This window comes from Pseudomonas sp. CC11G (assembly GCF_056174845.1).
On record NZ_JBWBZC010000001.1, the window covers coordinates 476,101 to 496,499 of the forward strand.

The 20,399-nt window shown below is 64.7% G+C and carries 9 protein-coding genes and 1 pseudogene; 7 read left to right on the plus strand and 3 right to left on the minus strand.

Annotated elements, in window-relative coordinates; all coding sequences use genetic code 11:
- Window positions 1-16: 16 nt before the first annotated feature.
- Window positions 17-10,607: pseudogene (locus tag AC0V2S_RS02290) on the minus strand (VCBS domain-containing protein).
- Window positions 10,608-10,730: 123 nt separating this feature from the next.
- Window positions 10,731-11,627: a LysR substrate-binding domain-containing protein gene (locus AC0V2S_RS02295; protein ID WP_475508325.1), complete on the minus strand. Its 897-nt coding sequence runs from the start codon at window positions 11,625-11,627 to the stop codon at window positions 10,731-10,733.
- 101 nt (window positions 11,628-11,728) lie between these two features.
- Here AC0V2S_RS02295 and AC0V2S_RS02300 point away from each other — a divergent pair, with 101 nt between their 5' ends.
- The 5 genes from AC0V2S_RS02300 (at window position 11,729) to hutG (ending at window position 18,369) form a co-directional block, all read left to right on the plus strand.
- On the plus strand, window positions 11,729-12,331 hold the full coding sequence (locus AC0V2S_RS02300) for a glutathione S-transferase (RefSeq protein WP_475508326.1): 603 nt from the start codon (window positions 11,729-11,731) through the stop codon (window positions 12,329-12,331).
- Window positions 12,332-12,442: 111 nt separating this feature from the next.
- Complete coding sequence (locus AC0V2S_RS02305) at window positions 12,443-14,389, plus strand: hypothetical protein (RefSeq protein WP_475508327.1); 1,947 nt, start codon at window positions 12,443-12,445, stop codon at window positions 14,387-14,389.
- A gap of 114 nt (window positions 14,390-14,503) precedes the next feature.
- On the plus strand, window positions 14,504-16,177 hold the full coding sequence (gene hutU, locus AC0V2S_RS02310) for a urocanate hydratase (RefSeq protein WP_475508328.1): 1,674 nt from the start codon (window positions 14,504-14,506) through the stop codon (window positions 16,175-16,177).
- 145 nt (window positions 16,178-16,322) lie between these two features.
- The gene (gene hutI / locus AC0V2S_RS02315) at window positions 16,323-17,531 is read left to right on the plus strand and encodes an imidazolonepropionase (RefSeq protein ID WP_475508329.1); all 1,209 of its coding nucleotides are present in this window, start codon (window positions 16,323-16,325) and stop codon (window positions 17,529-17,531) included.
- Window positions 17,524-18,369, plus strand: coding sequence for an N-formylglutamate deformylase (hutG, locus tag AC0V2S_RS02320; RefSeq protein WP_475508330.1), 846 nt, complete (start codon window positions 17,524-17,526; stop codon window positions 18,367-18,369). The genes hutI and hutG overlap by 8 nt, the downstream gene beginning before the upstream one ends.
- Before the next feature lie 64 nt (window positions 18,370-18,433).
- Here hutG and AC0V2S_RS02325 read toward each other — a convergent pair whose 3' ends face one another.
- On the minus strand, window positions 18,434-18,877 hold the full coding sequence (locus AC0V2S_RS02325) for a hypothetical protein (RefSeq protein ID WP_475508331.1): 444 nt from the start codon (window positions 18,875-18,877) through the stop codon (window positions 18,434-18,436).
- A 116-nt stretch (window positions 18,878-18,993) separates the two neighbouring features.
- On the opposite strand from AC0V2S_RS02325, the gene pip reads away from it, so the two are divergent.
- Together pip and dtd are read left to right on the plus strand one after the other, a co-directional pair.
- A complete protein-coding gene (pip, locus tag AC0V2S_RS02330) occupies window positions 18,994-19,965 on the plus strand; it encodes a prolyl aminopeptidase (protein ID WP_475508332.1) in 972 nt (323 codons plus the stop codon).
- Window positions 19,962-20,399: a D-aminoacyl-tRNA deacylase gene (gene dtd / locus AC0V2S_RS02335; RefSeq protein ID WP_475508333.1), complete on the plus strand. Its 438-nt coding sequence runs from the start codon at window positions 19,962-19,964 to the stop codon at window positions 20,397-20,399. The genes pip and dtd overlap by 4 nt, the downstream gene beginning before the upstream one ends.

Consider the following 20,399-nt stretch of genomic DNA (forward strand, 5'->3'; position numbering starts at 1 on the left):
ATCCTCTTGTCCAGACTCACAACGGCCGGGCGCCAGCGGCTCCTCGTGGCGGCAGGCGGTGCGCGGCCGCCTGCAACTGCGCGCTAAATCCGCGGGCGCTCAGGTTCTCACTGGGGCTCGCGGCGGTTGGAGGTAACGGAGAAGGTAGCTGCTGCTGCAAAGTTTGCTGCTCGCTGGCCGGTAAATTTTCCTGTTTGTGCGGCGTGTGGCGGTTGTCCTCATGCGAGTCGTCACGGTGATGAGGCTCCGCACTTCGAGGCGACATGTCCGCCGGCAGTGTCGCGAATACGGACGGGTCGCTGAGCAGGCCATCGGCGCTCAGGCTGATGCGCCCGTGCCGACCGAGAGTCCAGGCCTGGCCCAACTCGCTGGCGGCAGCGCTTTGGCGCACGGCGGCTTTTACGAACTGTCCGGCCATGGGCCGCAGGGTCTGGTTAAGGGTGTCGCTGATGATTTCCGGCGGTTTCACCAGGTCGATATTGCTGCCATCGGATTTCCACGTGGCCAATTCGCTGATGCCGCTTTCGCGTTCCACCACGGGGCCGATAAACACAATCGGATCGACCCCGGGCAGTGGGTAACCCTGGTTCGGGTCTTCGCGGTCACCGAGCGGGTAGAAAAAGGCATCGTTGTTGTTCGGCGCGGGAATAAATGGCGCGGCAATGTCGAGGCTGATGGTCAGCTGCGCCTGGTCGGACTCGCCCCAGAAGTCGCTGACCGTGTACGTGAACACGTCCTGCAGCACCTGGCCCAGACCGGCGGCGGCCAGCACCTCGGGGTTTTTCAGGTCGATGGTGTAGCTGTAGCTGCCATCGGCATTCAGCACGAGGGTGCCGTAGCGCCCTTGCAGCACCTGGCCGACCACGCCGTCGACGCCACTGCCCAGTTCTGCGCCGGTACGCACACCGGTCACCTGCAAGTGTTCGCCAATCAACTCGATCTGATCGATATCGCTGTCATTGGGCAGCACGTTGCCCTGCGCATGCGGTGCGGGAATCTGGTCGATGGCCACATCGAAATCGTCGACGGCCACCGGTGGTTGATCGCCGCCACGCACGATCAGGGTCAGTTGCGCCAGGTCCGTCAGGCCGCCGCCATCGCTGACTTGATAGGTGAACCGCTCGCGCAGAAAACCCGCTGCGCCCAAGGCGATCACGGAGGGATTGCTGGAGTCCACATGGTAGCTGTAGGTGCCATCGGCATGGATCAGCAACTGGCCGTACTGCCCGTCGATGGCCAGGTCGCCGCCGGCGGCCACCGTGGTCATGGCGCCCACGGATGCTTCGGCGCCGGTGCGAATGCCGGTGACGGTCTTGGTGTCATTGGCATCCACATCGGTGTCGTTGGTCAGCACATTGGCGGTGGCGTCATGGCCAGGGCCAACTCCACTGGCGGCGACCGCGTAACCCTCATCGTTGGTGGCGACCGGGGCGTCCCACGCGCCCTGAATGGTCAGGCTCAACTGCGCGGTGTCGCTGGCGCCGGCCAGGTCGTGGGTGCGGTAGGTGAATTGCTCCAGCAGGGTTTGCCCGGCTTTGAGCGCCTGCACGGCGGCGAGGCTGTTGTTGACCGTGTAGGTATAGGTGCCATTGGTGTTGATGACCAGGGTGCCGTACAGGCCGGCAACGGTGCTGCTGCCGCTGACGGTTTGCAGCGCGCCGCCGGCCGCCTCGCTGCCGACGCGAATGCCGTCGAGGGTCAGGCTGTCGTTGGCATCGACGTCCACATCATTGCCGTGCACATTGCCGCTCGCGCCACTGCCGGGCACGTTGTTGAAGGTGCCGCCGGCTTCCACCGCGGTGCCGGTGTCGTTGCTGGCCAGCGGGGTGTCGTCGCGGCCGCGAATGGTCACGGTCAGGGTGGCACTGCTGGTGGCGCCAGCCAGATCGGTGATGCGGTAGGTGAAGGTTTCCTGCAGCGTATTGAGGGTGGTGCGCAGCGCCTGCACCGCGGCGTTGCTGTTATCCACCACGTAGCTGTAGGTGCCGTTGGCGTTCAGAGTCAGGCTGCCGTAACTGCCGGCCAGTGCGCTGCCGATGCTGCCGCTGACGGCACCCTGGGCGACGCCGACCACGCTCACGGTTTCACCAAAACCATCCACGTCGAAGTCGTTGGTCAACACGTTGCCGGTGGGGTTGCTGCCGGGCGTGCCGTTGTTGACGCCGCCGGCTTCCACGGCCGTGGCGATGTCGTTGTTGGCGACCGGCGCGTCGTTGGCGCCCTGGATGGTTATGGCCAGGGTGGCGCGGTCCTGGGCGCCGGCGGTGTCGACTACCGTGTAGCTGAAGCTTTCGCTGAGGGTGTTGCTGGTACCGCGCAGGGCCTGCACTGCGGCCAGGCTGTTGTCGACCCGGTAGCTGTAGCTGCCGTCGCTGTTGAGGGTCAGCCAGCCATAGGTGCCGCGCAGTTGGCTGCCCACGGTGCCCGCGCTGCCGCTGGCAAATTCGCCACCGGTGCGTACCGAATTCACCAGCTTGGTTTCGCCATTGGCGACGCTGTCCACATCGGTGTCGTTGGTCAGCACATTGCCGCTTGGGTCGCTGCCTGGCGTGCCGTTGTTCACGCCGCCGGCTTCAATGGCGGTGGCGGTATCGTCGCCGGCCAGCGGGGTGTCGTTGCGCCCGGAAATGATCACCACGATTTCTGCCTGGTCGGTGCCGCCATGGCCGTCATCGATGGTGTAGGTGAAGCGCTCCAGCAGCAGGTCGCTCGGCTGGCGCAGGGCCTGCACGGCGACATTGTTGTTGTCCAGCACGTAGCTGTAGGTGCCGTCGCTGCGCAGGGTCAGGCTGCCATAGGTGCCGCTCAGCAGCGTGCCGCCGGCGCTGATAAGGCTGTCTGTGCCACCGGCGGAAAGCGCGCCGGGGCGGGCCAGGGTGACGGTGATCGGGTCGCCGTCGGGGTCGGTGTCGTTGCCGGTGGCATCGCCACTGGGGTTGACCCCGGCGGTGCCGTTGGCCACGCCGCCGGCTTCCACGGCAGTGCTGAATACGGTCTGTGCCACGGGTGGATCATTGACCCCGTGCACGGTAATCACCAACTGGGCAGTGTCGGTTTTGCCCGCGGTATCCACCACTTGGTAGGTGAAGATTTCGCTCAGCGTCTGGGTGGCGTTCAGGCCGACGACAGCGGCGTTGGTGCTGTCGACGTCGTAGCTGAAACTGCCGTCGCTGCTGATGCGCAGGGTGCCGTATTGGCCGGTGGCTAACGTGCCGGCGCTGGTGACTGTGGTGAGGGTGTCGTTGAGCGGGTCGTAGCTGAGTTCGGGCTTGTTGATCACCCCGTTGACCTGCAGCAGGCTGCTTGGCCGGTCCGGGGCGTCGACGTCGGTGTCGATGCCGTTGTCCACCGTGCCGGGGCGGCTGGGGAACAGAATCACGTTGCCGGTCGGGTTGCTTTCCAGGCTGCTGTCATTGGTGGGCGCGGCCTGGGCGCTGGCGGCGTCGTCGCTGGCCACCGGGTTGTCGTAGGCGCCATTGATGGTGATGGTCAGTTGCGCCACGTCATCGAGGTTGCCGGTGTCGGTCAGCCGGTAGCTGAAGTACTCGGTGAGGCTGGTGCCCGGCACCAGGCGCTGTACGTCGGTGTTGGTGTTGTCGATCACGTAGGTGTAGTTGCCGGCGGCATCGATGGTCAGGGTGCCGTACAGGCCAACCACGGGGTTGAGCAGGGCGTCGAACGTCGCCGGGTTGAGTTCGCGGCCGGCGCGTACCCCGCTGACGTGCTTGGTTTCGCCGTTGGCGGTGCTGTCGACATCGGTGTCATTGGTTAGCACATTGCCGGCGCCGTTGCTGCCGGCGGTGCCGTGGCAACGCCACCAGCCTCAACGGCGGTGGCCGTGTCATTGACGCCCACTGGTGTGTCGTTGGCGCCGGCGATGGTCACGGTGAGAATCGAGGCGGCCTGGGCACCGGCGATATCCGACAAGGCGTAGCTGAACTGTTCGCTGAGGGTTTGTCCGCTCAGGCGCAGGGCCTGGACCAGCGCATTGTCGTTGTCTACCACGTACTCGTAGGTGCCGTTGCTACCCAGGGTCAGCGTGCCGTAAAGGCCAGTTATCACTAGCACGCCGGCGCGCCCATCACTTGTTGCGCCTGGCCGTTACGCCCGGCACTGATGATGCGCAGCACGTCCTGATTGGTGGCGATATCGACGTCGGTGTCGTTGTTTAACAGGCCGCCGCGCGGGTTCACTCCGGGCAGTTGGTTGTTGTCGCCGCCGGCTTCCACCGCGGCCGCTGAGTCGGGGTTGGCCACCGGGCTGTCGTTCACCGCGGTGAGGTTGATCAACAGGCTGTCGTTGTCGGTGCGTGCGTCTTCCACGGTTTCGCCGGGAATGCCGTCGCCGTCGAAATCGCCGAAGTTGCCTTGATCATTGGTCAGCACCGTCAGGGTGTCGGCGCCGTTGTAGTTGAGGTTGCCCAGGTAGCGCAGGTTGGCCAGTGCGGCGTTGAGCTGAGCCTGGGTGCCGGTTAGCACCAGGCTTGCCGTGCCCGAGCCGCTGACCCCGGCGCCTTGCGGGTTGGCGCTGAGCGACAGCGTGCCGTGCAGCACGCCGAGGGTGACGGTCAGTTCGCGGCTGGCGCTGTTGGGGTCGCGGTCGGCGTCGACGTCGCTGATGGAAATACCGCCAATGGCCAGTTGCACATCTTCCAGGCCGGTCTGGGTGCCGGGCAGGCTGTTGATCGGTGCGGCGTTCTGTTCCACGTAGCCGGCATCGGCGGCGGCCGTGCTGCCCTCGCCGAGGGTGACCTGAACCTGACCCAGGGTGCCGCCATCGGTGTCGATGCGCACATTCAGCGGGCCCAGTGGCTCGGGGTAGTTGATGGTGCCGGTAGGGGTGTCGATGCGGTACAGGCCGCTGGCCAGCAGAGCGAATTGGTACTGGCCGCTGCCGTTGGTGGTGGTCGTGAATTGCAGGTTGTCGGCGCTGGTGGCGAGGTCGCCATCGGCGCCGGCCCAGGTCAGGGTGACGGTCAGGCCGGACAGCCCCGGCCCATCCGGCGTAGTGCTGGCAGTGGCGCTGGCGGTGTCGTTCCACAAGGTGCCGGCGAGCACGCCAAGCCCTGCGCCCTCGCTGCGGATATAGGTATTGGGGCCGACGTTGCTGCCGGTGCGTTCGCCATCGGTGGCGCCGTCAGTGCCGACGCTGGTGCCGCCCCAACTGCTGAAGGTTTCCGGCAGGCTGCTCCAGGTGAGGGTGGCATCGGTGCTGGCAATGGCGGCGCTGTTGGGCAGGGTGACCTGGTACACCACTTTTACCTGGGCGCCGACGTCCAGCTTGTCGAAGTCCACGGTAAGGCCGCCGCTGGTGCTGACGCTCACGCCCGCCGGCAGATTGCCGGGGCCATAGCTGGTGCCGTTGATGCTCAGGCTTTGCAGGGTGTAGTTGCTGCCGCCGGGGAAGCCGTCGACCAGGTGAGTGTTGTAGGCGGCCAGGCTGCCGTCCTGGGTCATGCTCAGTTGCACGGTGGCGGTGCCGCTGCTTCCGGCGGGGTTGGGGTTGAAGCTGATGACCTGTTTGTCGACGCCGGCGAAATTGGGCTCGACCACCTGCTCGTACAGGGTTTCGCTCTGGGTGCGCTGCACGCCGCTGACCGACCCCTGGGCGCTGACGCCAAGGGCCACGCCGGCCACATTGGAGGCCTGGTTGAGCACCCGCACGTTGAACTCGACGGTGATGCCTTCGAGGTTTACGTCGTTGTCATTGACGTTGCTGATGTCGCCGAAGTTGAGGCTCACCACCTGCTGGCCACCGACCGTGTTGACGCTGACCCGCGCCGGATCAAACACGCCGGTGGGCGCTGCGCCCGACAGGTCGGCGGGTATTGGCCCGGCCAGCGGGCTGGTGCCATCGCCGGTGACGTTCAGGGTGCCGCCGGTGATCAGCACCACGCTGCTGCTCATGCCGCCGTTGGAAATGAACACGATGCGAATCGAGTTGGTGAGCAGGTCCAGGCCGTTGTCGAGGGTGAACTGCAACACGTAGTCGGCGTTGACCCCTTCGGGCATCAGCGCGGTGGCGCGGTAGCGAACAATTTCGCCGATGCTCACTTGCTCTGTACTGGCGCTGGTGGGGTTGGGCGCGGCGGTGTCGGGCAGGCCACCGACCCGCGACAGTTCCAGCAAGGCCGGCACGGGTACCAGCAGGGTGGAGCTGCGTTGGTAGTCGTTGAGGGTGCCGCCTTGCAACGGGCCGTCGACGCCGGTGCGCTCGCCACTGTTGCTGCCGTCCAGGCTGGTCCATTGCACGGTGGCAACGTTGTCGAAGTTCGAGCCGCCGGCTGCTGCGCTGGCATTCACCGTGCCGGTCAGGCGCAGCACAATGCTGCCGCCCTTGCCGATGTCGATATTGGCGCCGCTGGTGCTGCGCAACTGGCCGCCGACGATTTCAAAATCACCGCCGCCGTTGTTGGTGGCGGCGCCCTGGTAAGTCACCCCTTGCAGCACGATGTTGCTGAGCTCGGTGGGCAGCGTGTCGAGCAGGCTGATGTCGAAGGCGTTGAAGTCGGTGGCGCCGTTGCCGTTGCTGATGGTGATGGTGAATTCCAGCGGGTCGCCGTCGTCGTAGCCGCCTGGGTCGGAGGTGGAGGTCAGCACCTGGCTGATCTGCAATGTCGGTTCGCGCACGGTGGCGTTGAGGTTGCTGGTGCTCATGCTCACAGTGCGGCTGAGCACGCTGCTGCCGTTGGGGGTGTCGCCGTCCGGGTCGTCGTAACGCAGGTTGCTGGCGTTTTGCAGCACCCGGCCAGCCTGGTTGGCGATGACGTTGCTGGCCACCAGGCGCAGACGAATCACGAAGCTGTTGTTGCCGGTGTTGTTGTCGGCGTTGTTGGTGGAGGCGCTGAAGGTGTAGCGCGGGTCTACGCCGTCGGTGCCCACGGTGCCGCCCGGCCCGCTGACGCCGCTGATGGTCACCGTGCCGGCGAAATCACTGGTCAGTGCGCCGCTGCCAGCGCTGGTGGTGATCAGTTGATAGCCGCTGCCGTTGAAGCTGGTATCGACCCGCAAGCCGTCCGGCACCAGGTCGTCGATGCGCAGGTTCTGGGTGACGCCCTCGGGCAGGGTGACGACGATGTCGTAGAGCATGCTTTCGCCGACCACCAGATCGGCGCCGCTGGTATGGGGCGCGCTGGAGTCGCTGGGGTCGAGGCTGCCATCGGCATACACGATGCCGACGGTGGGCGCGGCGATTTGCTGGTCGGCGGTGTCGGTGAGGTCGGTGGGGGTGAAGTCGCCACCGCCCTCGACGCTTGCGTAGTTGCTCAGGGTGGCGGTGCTTTGCAGGGTGCGCCCGGCATCGATATTGGCCGCCACGCTGACGTCGTAGGTGATCACCACCACGTTGGCGCCGCTGGTGTCGTTGGCGGTGCCGGCACGCCCGGCGAGCAGGGTGGCCTGGCCGCCGTTGTCGAGGAAGGTCACCTGATTGCCGCTGACGCTGAAGTCGATGCCGGCGATCAATTGGGTGCCGTCGCCGCGGTAAATCTGCAGGTTGGCGCTGGTCAGGCTGCCGCCGACAAAACTTAGGCCCGTGGGCAGCACGATGCTGGTGGCCACATCAAAGGCGCCGCCGCCACCGGTGTTTTCAATCGCCGTGGCCAGGCGCAGCACATCGCTGCCGTCGATGCCGTTGGCCTTGCCCTCAATGGCCGCCAGGCTGGTGACCGAACCGCTGAAGGGCGCCCCACCGGTGCCGGGGGCTTTCCAACTGCCGGTGGTGCCGGTGACGGTGCCATTGCTGGCCGACACCACGCCATGGGCGATGGCCAGCACGGGCTCGGCCACCGAAACAATCGCCACCACAGCGGACGATTCGAGGGTGACATTGGTCAGCGTGGTTTGCTGGCTGGACTGCGCCAGCACGGTTTCAAGGCGTTGGTCGGCGAACGGCTGGTTGCCCACGCGCAGGGTGAATTGCAGTTCCACCCGGCTGCCGACGGTGGCGCTGGAGACATGGCTGCCGAGGTCGAACACTACCGAGTTGGCGGTGCCGCTGCTGACGCCGACCACGCCGCCGGCGTTGGTATTGCCGGCGCCCAGTTGCCATTGGCCGGGGTCGTCGCCCGAGCCCCAGACAATGCTGCTCACATCGAACAGCGGTTCGGGCAGGTAGGCGGTCAGGGAAAACTGCTCGTAGTCGCCAGTAACCAGGTCGTAGCTGATGCTGAAGGTCACCTCATCGCCAGGGTGCAGTTCGGCGTTGGCCCCCGCGCTGCTGCCGTTGACGCTGACGATGCTGATGCCGACCTGGCCGACCGGCACGGTGGTCGACGTGCTGGAGTTATCACTCTGGTCGGAGCCAGTGAGGTTGAAGCGGCCCTCCATCACGCTGGCGGTGACCACGGCCGTGTTGCCCAGGGCGTCGCCTTCGTTGATTTCGCTGTGCGGGTTACCCGCGGGCGGCGTGTAGCTTTGCGCCACCAGCGCGGTGTAGCTGACTACCGCCACGGCGGCGCCGTCGCGCACGTCATCGAAGGCCAGGTCGCCGTTGATCCAGCTGCGCACCGGGAAGGCGTTTTGCAGCGAGGTGGCGATATCGAATTGCAGGCTGGTGGTGCCGTCGGCGTTATTAACCTGATGAGTCTCCAGCGCCACGGTCTGGGTGGCGCCGTTGAGGGTGACGGTGAGGGTCGGGGTGTTGTTCAGGATCAGGCCGTCGCCCAACTGGTCGCTGACGATGAACTGGCCATCGCCGAAGAAATCCTTGCCGAAGGCGAAGTAGTCGGACACCGCGATATTGAGTTTGAACAGCAGGGTGTCACCGGGCGTCAGGCCGGCACTGCCCAGGTCGGTTTGCACCGTCATGTCCTTGAGCAGGGTGATGGATTTGGCTTCGAGGTTGGTGGTGAACCCGGTGCCGGAAAAATCGATGGAGGTGGCCGGTGCCACCACGTCGCGCGGGTCCAACGGGATCCATTGGCCGGAGGCGGTGGGCGCGCCGAGGGTGATGGTGGCGGTGTCGCCGGTGTAGGGGTTGAGGATGTTGTTGCCGTTGCTGTCAGCCTCCGGCACGTAGAACTGCACCACGGTGTCGGCGGGGGCGGCGAGGGTCGCGTATTGCACCGTGTACTCGCTGATGAATATCGAGTCGGACGCTATGGCCGCGGCTATTGCCGCCGAGTTGGTGACCACCGTGCCGTCGGCAAGGGTGAGCGATACCAGCGTGCCGCCAGCCGCCGGGGTTATGGCGGTGACTTGCACGTTATCTGGCAGCGGCTGGGTGACCAGCACGTTGCTCAGGGTTTGGCCGGGCGCCGGGGTGACGGTGGTGGTGTAGGTGCGCGAGTAGTTGGGGCCAGTGGCGGTTTCGCCCTCGGGGGCGGCAATGTTTTCGCTGAAGGTGATCACCGTGGGGTGCACCACGAACGTGGCGGCTGTGCCCTGCAAAATGGACGGGTCGGTGCTGGGGTTGTTGGCCGAGTCGTTACCCAGCTCGAAGCCGCCGATTGCTTTTACCGTGAGGTCTGGCGAGCCGTTGGAGAAACTGGTGTCGGCCAGGTTGCTGAGGTTGGCGGTGATCACAACCGGCAGCAATGGCTCGTCTTGCGAGACGCTGGCAAACGGGATGCGGATAACCACCATCTGATCGCCGGGCTGCATGCCGTAGGTGCTGGCATTGATCACCAGCGGCTGGCCGTCACTGCCCTTGGCAATGGGGTTGGTGGCATTGCCGGCGCTGTCGAAAATTACCGTTTGGCTGGCCAGGGTGTTGCCCAGGTAGCTAGCGGACACGAAGGTAGCGCCGTCGTTACCGTCCTTGCCGGTGGCGGGCATGAACAAGGTAATGAAGGGCGCATAGCCGACCTGCGAGGAACTGTTGTCGAAATTCAGGGTGAAGGTGAACTGGCTGCCCAGCAGCACATCGCTGCCGGCACTACCCACCGAGACCTCCGGCGCAGCGTTGGCCAGCAAGCCATCGAAACTGGACAGCGCCACCGCGCCGAGCGCCAGGTGTTTGTCCACATCACCACTGCGGACTTCCAGATTCCAGTCGCCGCCTTTGCTGCTGGCGCCGGTGTCGTTGCTGGAGGCACCCACATCGGCGCCGGTAATCTGCGCCAGTTCATTCACCAGGGTTTGCCCGGCGGTGCCCGCGCCAACATCGCAGCCGTACAGCTGGATATCCGCGCCGGCGCTCAGGTGCGGTTTCCAGCCTTGCAGGGTTTCGCTGAATTGCTCGATGTTGCTGGCGGTGAGCGTCTGGTTGCCGAGGGTGAACTGGCCGGATGAGCCGTGGGAGAGAATTTGTACCGAGTCGACCTGGCCCATCTGCGCCAGTGCGGCCGAGATGGCGGCCAGGCCATTTTCATTGGTGTTGATCACCAGCGCGGTAACGTCACTGGGCAAGCCGGCCAGTAACTGCTCGCGGTTTTCGATGCGGCTATCGAGTACCAACAGCTGTTTGCTGGGCGATGTTTCGCGGCTGGCGGTCGTGGTTGGTTCGCTGGTGGCCGGGTGCTCGGTGGTGGCCGCCTGGCTATCGCTGTCGTGGTTTTGCTGATGGTCGACCGCTACGGCCGCGGCGCCGTCGAACAGAATGCGCGGCTCCAGGGCAATGGCCTGACTGTGCGGGCGAAAGGGGTTGGTGCGGGTCGAAAAACGCATTGGCGTGCCCTCCTGAGCCAGTCCATGGGCTCCAGCTGAGGTGAGCGTAGAACGCGGATTTCGTTTTGCCAGTTAATTGACAGAGGTCTGGCGGGGGATCGGATAACTGGTCTGCGGCGCCAATTACAGCGCTGGCGGCAGGTCAGCGCGGACTTGGCCGAGCATCCAGTCGATGAAGTGCAGCTGCTTCTGGCTCAGGCTGTCTCGTTGCTGCCACACCAGCCAATAGGGGTAAGGGTAGGGCAGGGTCAACGGCGACAGCTGCACCAGTTCGCCGCGCGTCAGCAGCCCGGCTACCAGGCTGCGCCGTTCCAGCGCAATGCCGTGCCCGGCCAGCGCGGCGCCGAGGATGATGTTGGAGTCGTTGGCAGTTAGCGCAGGCGATTGAAGCGAGTCGGACGATAGGCCGGCAATTTGACACCAGTCTGCCCACGGCGCATCGGTGCTGTGGAGCAACGGGCTTGCGGCAATTTGCGCCGGGGTTTCAGGGCGTGCGCCGGTCTTAAAGTGCGGCGCGGCGACCACCAGCAGTTCATCGTTGAACAGTTTTTTCTGCGCCAGCGCCGGCCAATGTCCACGGCCCATGCGAATGCCGATATCGGCGAAGCCTTGGCGCAGGTCCTGCAGTTCCAGGCTGGTGTGCAACCGCAGCCGATACTGGGGATAACGCTCACGAAAATCGGCCAGACGTGGGGTTAGCCAATGCAAGGCGAACGAGGCCAGGGTGGCGATCACCAACTCGTTGTCATCCGGCCGGCCCTGCACCTGGTGCGTGGCGCTGCTGAGGGCCTGCAAGGCGGTGCGAATTTCCAGGGCATACAGGCGCCCGGCTTCGGTCAGGCGCAGGCCGCGCGCCTCGCGGATAAACAGAGCGATGCCAAGGTTGTCTTCCAGGCTGCTGAGTTGCTGGCTGACGGCCGAATGGGTGACATGCAGCTCGCGCGCGGCCTGGGTCACGCTGCCCAGGCGGGCGGCGGCTTCAAAGCATTTGAGGGTGGTCAGCGGCGGGATGTTTTTCATGTCAGTAAATCTAACGCAAAGCGTAGAAATATGTCGCTACCGGGCTGAGAGCAAAGGCTTTAGGGTGGCTTGACTGGTTAAGCGTGGATAACGGAGTGGCTATGAAGCTGATCGGAATGCTGGATTCGCCCTATGTGCGCCGGGTGGCGATCGGGCTCAAGGTGCTCGGGCTGGAAGTCGAGCATCAGTCGTTGTCGGTGTTCAGCACTTTCGCGCAATTTCGCGCGATCAACCCGGTGGTCAAGGCGCCCACGCTGGTGCTGGACGATGGTCAGGTGCTGATGGACTCAAGCCTCATCCTCACGTTTCTCGACCCCCAGGCGCAGCTGTGGCCCGCCGCCGCCAGCGCACGGGCGCGGGCGTTTCGGCTGACCGGCTTGGCTCTGGCCGCCTGCGAGAAAGCGGTACAGGTGGTGTACGAACACAACCTGCGCCCGGCGGAAAAGCTTCACGAACCGTGGCTGGAACGGGTGCACGGCCAGTTGGCGAGCGCCTGGGCAGCGCTGGAACAGGAATTGGAGCAGCAGCCGTTGAGCACCCAGGAAAACGCGCTGGGGCAGGCGCAGATCAGCGTGGCGGTCGCTTGGTCGTTTGCGCAGATGATGGTGCCGGCATTGGCCCAGGGCAGTGTTTATCCGGCCCTGGCCAGCTTTACAGAGGCCGTCGAGCAATTGCCCGTGTTTGTGCAGACACCGGCCACGTAGGGAATGGGGCGCGTGTTACCGGGGTGGATTACTAACCTTTAGGGAGCGCCCTACAGACCAATAAAGGCTCACTGAAGATGCTGGCGGCTCTTTTTAGCGTAGGCATTTTTTATGAACCCCTTCCCCTCGCTGCGTCGCTGTTCTGCCTTGTTGCTGGCCTTCTGGTTTATCTCCCCCACCTACGCGCAGATGCATGACCTGGGTGTGCTGCCCGGCGGCGCGTCGTCTCAGGGCACTGCCATCAGCGGCGACGGCCAGGTGGTCGCAGGCTTTGGCGGCGACGCGCTGAACAACCAGTGGCTGTTTTACTGGACGGCCGAAGACGGTCTGGTGAAGGTCATTCCATATTCCGGGTTCGGCTCCGTGCATGCGATGAGCCGTGACGGCGGCGTGCTGGTCGGCACGTTGCGCCTGAATGGCGCGCAGCGGGCCTTTCGCTGGGATGCCGCTTCCGGGGTGGTCGACCTCGGTACGCTCGGCGGCGACACCAGCCGAGCGTGGGGCACCAGCGATGACGGCAGTGTGATCGTGGGCGATGCCGTCAACGCCGCCACCGTGCGCCGCGCCTTTCGCTGGACCGCGGGGCAGGGCATGCAGGAACTGGTCAGCCTGACCTCCACGGGAATGAGCGTTGCCTACGCGGTGAGCGGTGATGGCTCGGTGGCGGTGGGCACTTCGGCCAGCAGCGCCAGCGGCAACCGGGCGGTGCGTTGGGAGAATGGCTCTGTGCTCGATCTCGGCAGTTTGGACGGCAACGCCGGCTCCAGTGCGCTGGGGGTGAATGCCGATGGCAGTGTGGTGGTCGGCGGCAGCGGTACCTATGCCTTTCGCTGGACGGCCGCCACGGGAATGGTGGACCTCGGCTCGTTGGGCGGCTCCCTCAGTTCAGCTCAGGACGTCAGCGCCGATGGCTCGGTGGTGGTCGGCAACGCCAGCCTGGCTGATTACAGCGAGCGCGCGTTCCGTTGGACCGCCGAGACCGGCATGGTCAGCCTGGGGCTGCTCAGCGGCGGCACCTACAGCATTGCCAACGGCGTGAGTGACGATGGCCGGGTGATTGTCGGTACCGCCGATAACGCCCACGGCGACCGCGCATTTATCTGGAAAGACTTCGTGCTGCAGGACCTCGGCCACGTGCAGGAGTCGGTGGGCGGCGCGGCAAACAGCAGCGCGCAGTTGATCGACAGCCAGGTACGCCGCGCCCGCAGCCTGAGCGAAAAGCTCTGCATCCCAGGCGCTGCGCAAACCTACTGCCTGAGCCTGGGCAGTGACGTGACGGTGGGCGACGGCGATGAAAACAGCCGCCAGGTAATGGGCACGCTCGCGGGCGGGGTGCGTCTCGACGCGCATTTCTCCCTCGGCGCGAGCCTGGCGTTGGCCCCTGCCGGCTGGCAAGCCGGCGACGCCCGGCAAGACCGCCAACTTGGCGTGGCAGCCTGGCTCGCCTATCAGCAGGATCCCTCCGCCCGCATCGGCTGGAACGCTGCCCTGAGCCTGGCCAGCAGTGGCGGTGACAGTCAATTCGATCGTGGCAATCGCGCTGCCGATGTGGAACAGGCCGAAACCCGCGTGGGGCTTCGCTCAAACGCGGTCCGGTTGGCGGTCAGCTATGGCGTGCCGCTGGAGCGCTCATTGTTGACCCCGGAACTGGCCATCACCCACGTGCACAGCCGGCGCCAAGGTTTTGAGGAGCGCAACGTGGTGTTGCCCTTGCGGGTGGACAGCAGCCGCAGCGACGTCACCTACGCCACCCTGGCGCTACGCGGAGAAACGCCGCTGAGTGCGCGGGCCAGCCTGCATTGGGGCGCGGCGCTGGATGGGTTGTTGAGCGAGAACACAGAGGACTTCCAGGGCCAGTCGGACATTCCCGGTCTCGGCCAGTTCGCGTTATCCGCCAGCCAGCAAAAGCGCGACCTGGTGCCTTCAACGTATGCCGGTTACCGCTACGCCCTGAGTGAAAACGCCAGCGTGGGCGGCCAGGCGCAGGTCGGTGCGTCTACCTTCGAGGGCCAGCGCCCGGTATATGGGCTTGAAGTGGAATACCGTTACCGCTTCTAAGGGCGGCGGCGTGGTGAAAAGCGGCGGTCGTTTATGCTGTGCTTTACTTGTATATACAAGTGGTGCAGCATGCGGCGGTCGCTTTATTTTTTCATCCGCGCCAGGGAGCCCGTCATGAGCACATCCAACCGTTACCGAGACACCGTGGTCCGTGCCGCCCGTGGCACACAGCTCACCGCCAAGAGCTGGCTGACCGAAGCCCCCTTGCGCATGTTGATGAACAACCTCGACCCCGAGGTGGCGGAAAACCCCAACGAATTGGTGGTGTACGGCGGCATCGGCCGCGCCGCGCGCAACTGGGAGTGCTACGACGCCATCGTCAAAGCGCTGACCGACCTGGAAGACGACGAAACCCTGCTCGTGCAGTCCGGCAAACCGGTCGGCGTATTCAAAACCCACAGCAACGCGCCGCGCGTGCTGATCGCCAACTCCAACCTGGTGCCGCACTGGGCCACGTGGGAGCACTTCAACGAACTGGATGCCAAGGGCCTGGCCATGTACGGGCAGATGACCGCCGGCAGCTGGATCTACATCGGCAGCCAGGGCATCGTGCAGGGCACCTACGAAACCTTCGTGGAAGCCGGCCGCCAGCACTACAACGGCAACCTCAGCGGCAAGTGGGTACTTACCGCGGGCCTGGGCGGCATGGGCGGCGCGCAGCCACTGGCGGCCGGTATGGCCGGGGCCTGTTCGCTGAACATTGAATGCCAGCAGAGCCGCATCGATTTCCGCCTGAAAACCCGTTACGTCGACGAGCAAGCCAGCGACCTTGACGACGCCCTGGCGCGTATCGCCAAGTACACGGGCGAGGGCAAAGCGGTCTCCATCGCCCTCTGCGGGAACGCCGCTGACATCCTCCCGGAATTGGTCCGCCGTGGCGTACGCCCGGATATGGTCACCGACCAGACCAGCGCCCACGACCCGCTCAACGGCTACCTGCCCAGCGGCTGGACCTGGGACGACTATCGCGCCAAGGCCCAGACCCAGCCGGCCGAAGTGGTGAAAGCCGCCAAGCGCTCGATGGCCGTGCACGTTGAAGCCATGCTGGCCTTCCAAAAAATGGGCGTGCCGACCTTCGACTACGGCAACAACATTCGCCAGATGGCCAAAGACGAAGGCGTGACCAATGCCTTCGACTTCCCCGGTTTTGTGCCCGCCTATATCCGCCCGCTGTTCTGCCGCGGCGTGGGGCCGTTCCGCTGGGCTGCGCTGTCGGGCAATGCCGAAGACATCTACAAGACCGACGCCAAGGTAAAAGAGCTGATCCCCGACGATGCCCACCTGCACCGCTGGCTCGACATGGCCCGCGAGCGCATCGCGTTTCAGGGTTTGCCGGCGCGGATTTGCTGGGTTGGCCTTGGCCAGCGCGCCAAGCTGGGCCTGGCGTTCAACGAAATGGTGCGCAGCGGCGAGTTGTCGGCGCCGATCGTGATTGGCCGCGACCACCTGGACTCCGGCTCGGTCGCCAGCCCGAATCGTGAAACCGAAGCCATGCGCGATGGGTCCGATGCTGTGTCCGACTGGCCGCTGCTCAACGCCCTGCTCAATACCGCGAGCGGCGCGACCTGGGTGTCGTTGCACCATGGCGGCGGCGTCGGCATGGGCTTTTCCCAGCATTCGGGGATGGTGATTGTGTGTGATGGTACGGACGAAGCGGCGGCGCGGATCGCCCGCGTGCTGCACAACGACCCGGCGACCGGCGTTATGCGCCATGCGGATGCGGGGTATCAGGTTGCTATCGATTGCGCTGAGGAGCAGGGTTTGAATTTGCCGATGATTACCCGGTAAACCTCGTTTTGCTCCCCTCGCCCGTTTACGGGAGAGGGGCCGGGGGAGAGGGTAGGCCAAAACAAACTCAACGGCTTTTCACCCCTCTCCCGCTTGCGGGAGAGGGCACACGATCTTCGTACCACTTAGCGCCAGGAGGGCCTCCATGCAGCACCTATGGTTCAACTGCCACGCCGCCACCCTGGCCGGTGGCCGCTACGCCAGCATCGAAAACGCCGCCATCGTCACCAATGCCGGCCTGATCCAGTGGATCGGCCCGTATGCCGACCTGCCAGACGCTAACTACGCCCAACGCCACGACCTCAACGGCGCCTGGCTCACCCCCGGGCTGATCGACTGCCACACCCACGCCATCTTCGGCGGCAACCGCAGCGCCGAGTTCGAGCAGCGCCTGCAGGGCGTGAGCTACGCCGAAATCGCCGCGGCCGGCGGCGGTATCGCCAGCACCGTCCGCGCCACCCGTGCCGCCAGCGAAGACGAACTGCTGGCCAGCGCCAGTCAGCGCGTGCGGGCCTTGTTGCGCGACGGCGTGACCACTATTGAAATCAAATCCGGCTACGGCCTGGACCTGGCCAACGAACGCAAAATGCTCCGGGTGGCTCGCCGCCTCGCCGACACCTTGCCCGTCACCGTACGCAGCACCTGCCTGGCCGCCCACGCGCTACCACCGGAATACGCCGGGCGCAGCGATGCCTATATCGACCTGGTGTGCAGCGAGATTCTGCCGACGCTGGCCGGTGAAGAACTGGTGGATGCGGTGGATGCCTTCTGCGAGCACCTGGCGTTTTCTCCCGCTCAGGTGGAGCGGGTGTTTATCGTGGCGCAGCAATTGGGCCTGCCGGTAAAACTGCATGCCGAACAGTTGTCGGCCCTGGCCGGTTCCAGTCTGGCGGCTCGCTATCAGGCGCTGTCGGCCGATCACCTGGAATTTATGACCCCGGCCGACGCCCAGGCCATGGCCGCTGCCGGCACCGTCGCCGTGCTGCTGCCGGGCGCGTTCTACTTTCTGCGGGAAACCCATTTGCCGCCGGTGCAGCTGCTGCGTGAACAGGGCGTGGCCATGGCGATTGCCAGCGACCTCAACCCCGGCACGTCGCCGGCTTTGTCGTTGCGGTTAATGCTGAATATGGCGTGCACGCTGTTCCGCCTGACGCCTGAAGAAGCGCTGGCCGGCGTTACGATCAATTCCGCCAAAGCCTTGGGGCTGGGCGCCAGCCACGGCAGCCTGGAAGTAGGCAAGGTCGCCGACTTTGTCGCCTGGCAAATCGAGCAGCCCGCTGAGCTTTCGTACTGGCTGGGCGGTGAGCTGCATAAACGGGTCATTCGCCATGGCCGGGAGGTGATTGATGTCTGACCAACCGTTGGTTTTTTCCCAAGGCACAGTGCCGCTGCTGATCAGCATGCCCCACGCCGGCCTGCAACTGAGCCCAGCGGTGCAAGCCGGCCTGGTGCCACAAGCGCAAGGTTTGCCAGACACCGACTGGCATATTCCGCAGCTTTACGCCTTTGCTGCGGAGCTAGGCGCCAGCACGCTGGCCGGCAATTTTTCGCGCTATGTAGTCGACCTCAACCGCCCCGCCGACGACCGCCCGCTGTACGCCACGGCCACCACCGGCCTTTATCCCGACACGCTGTTCGACGGCGAGCCGCTGTTTATCGAAGGCGGCCAGCCGTCGGCGTTTGAACGTGAGTGTTACTTGCAGGACATCTGGACGCCGTATCACCAGACCCTGGCCAACGAGCTGGCGCGGCTCAAGGCCGAGTTTGGTTACGCGTTGCTATTCGACGCGCACTCCATCGCCTCACGGGTGCCACGACTGTTCGACGGCAAGCTGCCGGACTTCAACCTCGGCACCAACGATGGCGCGAGCTGCGACCCGGAGTTGGCGCAGCGGTTGGTGCAGGTCTGTGCCCAAGCTCCGGATTACAGCCATGTGCTGAATGGACGGTTCAAGGGCGGGCATATCACCCGGCATTACGGCCAGCCGGCGGCTAACGTGCATGCCGTGCAGTTGGAAATCTGCCAGTGCATCTATATGGATGAGCGGGCGCCGTTTACCTATCGGCCGGAGTTGGCCGCGAAGGCGCAGGTTGTATTGAGGGGGTTGTTGCAGGTGTATTTGGAATGGGCGCAGGAACATTACAGCCCTGCCCACGTTCGCGAATCTGGATTCCCGCCTGCGCGGGAATGACGATGTGGGGGAAAACACCGTCATCCCCGCGCAGGCGGGGATCCAGAATGTTGAAGGTGACGTCCTACTTCCAATCAATCCGCGCCAGCTTCCAATCACCACCTTCCAGCCACCATTCCAGCTTCACGCCGTACGCATTGGCATTGTCAGGAATCAGCCCCTCGGCGCCAGTAACCGCCACCTGCGCCTCGGTGTAGCCCTTGCTTGAAGACGCCGGATCCAGCGTGCTGGTCTTGCTCAGCGCAATTACCCGCACGTTCTGATAGCGCAGAAACAACCCGAGCATGGTGCGCTGCGCCCATTGGCTGTCGTACTGCTGCTGGGCGCGGAATTCCGGGTGCAGTTGGTCCAACACCGCGCTGGTGCGCTTGGCTTCGAGGTTCTCCTGCAACTGTTGAACGGCCTTTTCCAGGGCGGCCTGCGGGTTGTTCGGTGAACAGCCGGCGATCAACGTCAACGCCAGGGCGATAATCCACAGGCGGGCCAAGGGAATTATCCGGTCTGACATGCTCAACTCCGTTTTCATGGTTATGATGCCCGGCAGAGCTCAGGCGCGTTGCCCGGAAATCTACCCCAATTAATCGGGGGCGCGGGGCACCGTCTTTATCAACAAGGGAGTGCAGCATGCAGACTTTGTACCCGGAGATTAAGCCTTACGCGCGCCACGAATTGGCCGTGCAGGCACCGCACGTTCTGTATGTCGACGAAAGCGGTACACCGGATGGTCTGCCCGTGGTGTTTATCCATGGCGGCCCCGGCGCCGGCTGCGATGGCGCCAGCCGCCGCTACTTCGACCCCAACCAATACCGCATCATCACCTTCGACCAACGCGGTTGCGGGCGCTCCACCCCGCACGCCAGTCTGGAAAACAACACCACCTGGGATTTGGTCGCCGACCTCGAAGTTATCCGCCAACACCTGGGCATCGACAAGTGGGTGCTGTTCGGCGGCTCGTGGGGTTCGACCCTGTCGCTGGCCTACGCGCAAACCCATCCTGAGCGTGTGCATGCGCTGATTTTGCGCGGGATCTTTCTGTGCCGGCCGCAGGAGATCAAGTGGTTTTACCAGGAGGGCGCCAGCCGGATGTTCCCGGATTACTGGCAGGACTACATCGCGCCGATTCCGCCGGAAGAGCGCGACGACCTGGTGTCCGCGTTCTACAAACGCCTGAGCGGCAGCGACCAGATTGCGCAGATGCACGCGGCCAAAGCCTGGTCGACCTGGGAAGGCCGCACAGCCACGCTGCGCCCCAATAGTCAGGTGGTCGAGCGTTTCAGCGAGCCACAGCGGGCGTTGTCGATTGCCCGGGTGGAATGCCACTACTTTATGAACAACGCCTTCCTCGAGCCCAATCAATTGGTGCGCGACATGCACAAGATCGCCCACCTGCCGGGCATCATCGTGCATGGCCGTTACGACGTGATCTGCCCGCTGGATAACGCCTGGGAACTGCACCAGGCCTGGCCGAACAGCGAGCTGCAGATTATCCGCGACGCCGGCCACGCCGCTGCCGAGCCGGGTATTACCGACGCGCTGGTGCGTGCGGCTGATCAGATCGCCCGCCGCCTGCTCAACCTGTCGCCCGAAGAAGCATGAAGGGACTGATTCAACGCGTCACCCACGCCAAGGTGGACGTGGCCGGAGAAACCATTGGCGCCATCGATCAGGGCCTGCTGGTGCTGGTCGGCGTGGAGCCGCAAGACACTCCGGCCAGCGCCGACAAGCTGCTGCACAAACTCCTCAACTACCGCGTATTCAGCGATGCCGACGGCAAGATGAACCTGTCGCTCACCGATGTGAGCGGCGGCTTGTTGCTGGTGTCGCAATTCACCTTGGCCGCCGATACCCGCAGCGGCCTGCGCCCGGGGTTTTCCACCGCCGCGCCACCAGCACTGGGTGCTGAGCTGTTCGATTACTTAGTAAACCAGGCGCGGCAAAAGCACGCCGTGGTAGCGACCGGGCAGTTCGGTGCGGATATGCAGGTGTCGCTGACCAACGACGGCCCGGTGACCTTCCTGCTGGAAACCTGA

Bases quoted from the DNA above. Each gene is read 5' to 3' on its own strand.
- dtd (WP_475508333.1), top strand. From the start codon at position 19,962: ATGAAGGGACTGATTCAACGCGTCACCCACGCCAAGGTGGACGTGGCC.
- hutU (WP_475508328.1), top strand. From the start codon at position 14,504: ATGAGCACATCCAACCGTTACCGAGACACCGTGGTCCGTGCCGCCCGT.
- AC0V2S_RS02305 (WP_475508327.1), top strand. From the start codon at position 12,443: ATGAACCCCTTCCCCTCGCTGCGTCGCTGTTCTGCCTTGTTGCTGGCC.
- hutG (WP_475508330.1), top strand. From the start codon at position 17,524: ATGTCTGACCAACCGTTGGTTTTTTCCCAAGGCACAGTGCCGCTGCTG.
- AC0V2S_RS02300 (WP_475508326.1), top strand. From the start codon at position 11,729: ATGAAGCTGATCGGAATGCTGGATTCGCCCTATGTGCGCCGGGTGGCG.
- pip (WP_475508332.1), top strand. From the start codon at position 18,994: ATGCAGACTTTGTACCCGGAGATTAAGCCTTACGCGCGCCACGAATTG.
- hutI (WP_475508329.1), top strand. From the start codon at position 16,323: ATGCAGCACCTATGGTTCAACTGCCACGCCGCCACCCTGGCCGGTGGC.
- AC0V2S_RS02325 (WP_475508331.1), bottom strand. From the start codon at position 18,877: ATGTCAGACCGGATAATTCCCTTGGCCCGCCTGTGGATTATCGCCCTG.
- AC0V2S_RS02295 (WP_475508325.1), bottom strand. From the start codon at position 11,627: ATGAAAAACATCCCGCCGCTGACCACCCTCAAATGCTTTGAAGCCGCC.